Origin of the sequence: Lactobacillus gallinarum DSM 10532 = JCM 2011, from assembly GCF_001434975.1 — a bacterium.
Classification (GTDB): Bacteria; Bacillota; Bacilli; order Lactobacillales; family Lactobacillaceae; genus Lactobacillus; species Lactobacillus gallinarum.
Map to the genome: position 1 here is coordinate 11,479 of NZ_AZEL01000080.1, position 3,321 is coordinate 14,799.

The window sequence follows — 3,321 nt, forward strand, 5'->3', positions numbered from 1 at the left end:
CCTCGCGATCCTCCACGCGTACTTTAGCGCAGATATTACGCATGACATGAACCAAGCTGACTGAGCCGCAGTAAGGACATGCAGGCGGGATCAGCACTGCTTGATAGATCTTCTGCTTAATGCCATGCTCAATGCGATAAAAATAATCTTCAAAAATTATGTTAGAGTCTTCAATATCAAGGGAAAATTTAATAGAATTATTGTAAGAGGACATAGTAATACCTTTGTTTATACATAGAATATTTGGTGGAACGGATTTTTATTGTAGCAGGGGGACTATGTCCTCTTCTTTATGCAATAAAAAAACCTGTTAACAGCTTATCATACAGATAAGTCATCAACAGGAAAAATTATAGAGCCGAAATAGTAATAGAGTATAAAATGAATGCATCCCTTTGTGGGATGCATTTTTTGATATAATTTAAGTGTTGATAAACTGTAGCTCCAGTAATCTCTGGTTTAGAGGTTATTGGAGCTTTTTTAGTGATATGGATAATTTAATTACTTAGGTACTTGCTATGACTGACAAACAAGATTTTATAAATACATTGGTTGATAAATGGGGTGTAGAAAATATATCCGATGGATTAAAAAACATAAATGAATATGAGCCCAGACTATATTTTGATGTAAATAAAGATTGTGGATATTTTTATTTAGACGCTTCTGATTCACTTATTGATGGTATTAAAGATAATTTATCGGATTATGGACCTGTATTTGCCGAAGATAGTGAAATAAAGAAGAAGACTCCAATTACATGGACAGTATATTTATCTAAGAAACCTGGAAAGGTTGATATACCTGAACTCAAAATAGTTCCTTTTCCTAAGGGATATTATTTTGATTTAGATAAAGGACATTTGCTCGCAAAAGAATTTATGCAGTATATCGGCTCGAATATAGAAGAGCTTAGGCCATTTTTTTATAAGAATAAACGATCTAATATTATTTATCAATTTAAAAATGTTAATCGAAATTGTAATGGTAAGTATGGGCAATCTCTTTTTGAAACGAGAGTAATCAAAGAAATCGAAGAGAATAATAGTAATATTTATTATCAGATTGAACCAGTCTTTTACGATGAACAAGATGAAATCCCAATTGGGACTAGAATAATTGCTTTTAGAGATACAGATAATAAAAGTGATTTTAATTTAGATAAGAAGGATATTAAGGTCCCGTTTCATGTCTTTGTACCTAACTATGATGACAGTAAAGATAACGTTAAAAAATATCCTAAAAATATAAATGGAAATCGGGATTTTTATAAGTACGGCCTAAAGGGAAAGAAAGATGAATAAAATTAAATACCTAACACGACCTCAAATTTATAAAGTTACAAAAGAGTTTTTAGCTCATTGTAAGAAAAATGTCCATCCTATTACTCCTTTAACAAAGAAAGAAGATATGTTTCTTTGGAATCGGGATAAGACATTATATGTAGAAAAAGATGAATATGAAACGATAACACAGTTGAAGATTTTTAATTCAATCTGGGAGAAAACGAATCCTGATTTGAAGGATTTTTATTCTAAAAATGGTATAAGTGATAGTTTCTATGCTGTTTTTTGTCATTATGTATTTGATGAGGGAAAATCTTTAACTGTTGATGAATGGGTCTATGATTGGACAAATAGAAAGAAAATATATACTACCTACTGTTTTAAAATTATAAATATACCCATTCTAAAAAAACGAGTAAGTTTTAATTCAAATGTATTTATTGATAAAGTATTGAGAATAAATCTTATTAGAACGTTTGTGAAAATTAAGGAAACAGATGATAATGCAATTCTGTCAACTGTCGAAAAAAATGATACTGCATTATCGGTAAAAGTGCGAGGATGTGCATCAGAAAAGGCATATAAGAAAGCTATTAATTTAGCTCAAAAGGTTATTGATTGTATAAATCTTGTATATGGACTATATAAGTATCCGTTACAAATAAGAAAATGGAATGTTAAAGAACAAGATGGTTATTCCTTTCCAAGATTTTGTGAAACGGATGCTATCTCATTCTTTATAAATGATCGCAAAAAATTTAGAACGCTTTCCTTTGAACCGAGTCCTAATTTACAATTTGTAACTCAAGATGACTTAATAAAAATTCGGGATTATGTCGACGGAATGATTAGGTTGCCTGATCTTTTGTCTGAGAATGTATTGATGAAAAGGTATCAAATTGCTTTTAGTTGGTTGGGCCAAGCAATCAGGGATCCATTACAATATAGAGGCTTTTTACAAGGAATGATATCTCTTGACACTTTTTTAAGTAGAGAGAAGCCAGAAATAAAAAATCAACGAATTATGACTTCAGATGGTCAAAGTATAAAACTTTTTACGTCTAGTAGAAGAAAAAGTGAGGAAGTAGACAGATTAACTTGGAAAAAAACACAAGTTGCAGATATTGTCTCATTTATTGATAAAGGCATTTCATTCTCACAACAAGAAATTTGGGATAAATTCATGCATTATGGTGATTTAAGAGATGAAATAGTGCACGATGGTATAACTACAGTTGATGAAAATGAATATAAGACATTTTTTACATTGACGGTTAACTTTTTTATTAATGTATTCATAAAAATTCTTGATAAGAATATGTCTACTGTTGGAGATTTATGGCTTTATTGTCATCCTGAAATAATTAACAGACGTTTGGAAAGTTTAAAAAATTGATATTAATAGAGACATTACGCGTGGTGCTAGTTAAATCGTTCTAGACAATATGCCATATTATAAGCTAAAATGGCAACTTCGAGTCTCTCTTGAAAACCTGCTAAACTTCTAGCTCGATTATTTTCAGCGTTGTAGTAAGACAAAAGCGAAAAATCACTCTCGATGGTCCTTCTGAGTGCCATTAAATAGTGCTTATTGTGCTTTTGATCATTCTTCATGTTTTTAAGATATGGTGTCCAAAGCGTATAGCCCATTTGCTCTAAGCGTTGATGCAGGTTTTTGCCCAAATATCCTTCATCGCCCAAAAGGTAACAATTTTCAGGATGAGCGTTAGTAATCAGTTCTACTGTTTCCTTAACATCATGAACTGAGGCCTTGGTTACGATATAATCTAGCAAGTAGCCGTCGTCGCTAACAATAGCGTGAACCTTAAAACCATAATAATAGATTTTTTTGGTTGCCTTATAGCCAATATCGGCATAGCCGCGAAAGATCTTTGCTCGACGATTGCGAATTGGCTGACAGACTGGCACAGGAAAGCTATCAATAATCAAAATGTCGCCTAACAGATCTACTTTTTCAGTAAGGCCATGTCGAATTAAATAGATCAATGGCAAAAGCATGCGTGCTCTGCGATTA

At 32.0% G+C, this 3,321-nt stretch carries 3 protein-coding genes and 1 pseudogene; 2 read left to right on the plus strand and 2 right to left on the minus strand.

From position 1 onward, the window contains the following. Window positions 1-214: pseudogene (locus tag FC37_RS10915) on the minus strand (hypothetical protein); the annotation flags it as partial. Window positions 215-518: 304 nt separating this feature from the next. Between FC37_RS10915 and FC37_RS09685 the strand changes: the two are divergent. Together FC37_RS09685 and FC37_RS09690 are read left to right on the plus strand one after the other, a co-directional pair. After that, on the plus strand, window positions 519-1,304 hold the full coding sequence (locus tag FC37_RS09685; RefSeq protein ID WP_025006385.1) for a DNA/RNA non-specific endonuclease: 786 nt from the start codon (window positions 519-521) through the stop codon (window positions 1,302-1,304). Continuing rightward, window positions 1,297-2,682, plus strand: coding sequence for a hypothetical protein (locus FC37_RS09690; protein ID WP_025006384.1), 1,386 nt, complete (start codon window positions 1,297-1,299; stop codon window positions 2,680-2,682). The genes FC37_RS09685 and FC37_RS09690 overlap by 8 nt, the downstream gene beginning before the upstream one ends. Before the next feature lie 26 nt (window positions 2,683-2,708). Here FC37_RS09690 and FC37_RS09695 read toward each other — a convergent pair. Next, window positions 2,709-3,321: IS982 family transposase (locus FC37_RS09695; RefSeq protein WP_056945638.1), on the minus strand; the 613-nt coding region annotated here is incomplete at its 5' end.

Coding starts and splice junctions, on each gene's coding strand:
- FC37_RS09685 (WP_025006385.1), top strand. CDS start 519: ATGACTGACAAACAAGATTTTATAAATACATTGGTTGATAAATGGGGT.
- FC37_RS09690 (WP_025006384.1), top strand. CDS start 1,297: ATGAATAAAATTAAATACCTAACACGACCTCAAATTTATAAAGTTACA.